Source organism: Streptomyces sp. NPDC001514 (genome assembly GCF_053597075.1).
Window position 1 is genome coordinate 1 of record NZ_JBSFHO010000092.1, and the last position, 1,303, is coordinate 1,303.

Sequence of the window (1,303 nt, forward strand, 5' to 3'; positions counted from 1 at the left end):
GGCGGATTCCAGCGGTCGTCGCAACACGTGATCAGTGTTGGGCGGTTGCAAGCAGTGTAGAGAGGCGCTCGGCTGGGGTTTCCCAGCCGAGCGTCTTTCGTGGTCGGCCGTTGAGTTCGGCTGCCACGGCTTCCAGTTGCTCGCGGGTGTGGACCGACAGGTCGGTGCCCTTGGGAAAGTACTGCCGCAGCAGGCCGTTCGTGTTCTCGTTCGAGCCCCGCTGCCAGGGGCTGGCCGGATCGCAGAAGTAGACCGGGACGTCGGTGGCGACGGTGAACTCGTGGTGGCGTCCCATTTCGCTGCCCTGGTCCCAGGTCAGGGACCGCTTCAGGTGGGCCGGCAGCGTCGTGACGGCCTCCATCAAGGCGTCGCGGACCAACTCGGTTCCACGCCCGTTTGGTAGGTGCAGGAGCATCACGTAGCGGGTGCTCCGCTCGACGAGCGTGCCGATGGCTGAGGCGCCGTCCTTGCCGATGATCAGGTCGCCCTCCCAGTGACCTGGCACGGCCCGATCCTCCGCCTCGGCGGGACGTTCACTGATCATCACCATGGGGTCGCGGAAGCGGGGCTGGCGTTGCTGGGCCTGCCGTCGTGGCTTGCGTCGCACACGCCCGCTGCGAAGCACCTTGGTCAGGTCCCGTCGCAGTTCTCCGCGGCCCTGGACGTAAAGCGCCTGGTAGATCGTCTCGTGCGCCACGTGCAGCTCCGGCCGGTCGGGAAAGTGCCTGCGCAGAGCCTGGCAGATCTGCTCGGGGCTCCACCGCTTGTCCAGGTGGCCCTGGATGAACTCCCGCAGCTCTGTGTTCTGAGCGATCTTGCTGGGCTTGGGGCGGGGCAGCCGGGACTCGGCGCGGGCCTGGGCGGCATAGGGCCGGTACTGGCCGTTGCCGGGATGCCGGTTGCGGCAAATCTCCCGACTGATGGTCGACGGACTCCGCTTCAGCTCCGCCGCGATCTTCCGCACCGATGCCTTCTCCCGCACCTGATCGGCGATGTAGAGCCGTTCCTCCTGCGTCAGGTGCGGCGACGACGAAACGACCCGCTCAGCCCGCACTCTGTGTGCGGGCTGAGCGGGTCTGTTTTTCGTTGCGTTGGTGCCGTTGCGCCACCGCTTGCCGGTACGCCGGTTGATGCCGACGATCCGGCACGCTTCTCGGCTGCTTACCCCCTGCTCCATGAGCCGGAAGTATTCCTCCCGCTCACGGGCCAGCTTCTTCTTCCCCTGCGGTGTCCGGATCTCTCGGATCTCGAAGGCCATCGCGTCCCCGAAGGTCGGGTGTTGCGGTGATCGTTAGAACCTAAG

General features: G+C 66.5%; 1 protein-coding gene. It reads right to left on the minus strand.

Annotated elements, in window-relative coordinates; genetic code table 11:
• Positions 1-31 precede the first annotated feature (31 nt).
• Positions 32-1,258 (minus strand): IS30 family transposase, encoded by a 1,227-nt coding sequence (locus tag ACWCXB_RS36575; RefSeq protein WP_450728821.1) that lies wholly within the window; start codon positions 1,256-1,258, stop codon positions 32-34.
• Positions 1,259-1,303: the final 45 nt, after the last annotated feature.

Bases quoted from the DNA above. Each gene is read 5' to 3' on its own strand.
- ACWCXB_RS36575 (WP_450728821.1), bottom strand. From the start codon at position 1,258: ATGGCCTTCGAGATCCGAGAGATCCGGACACCGCAGGGGAAGAAGAAG.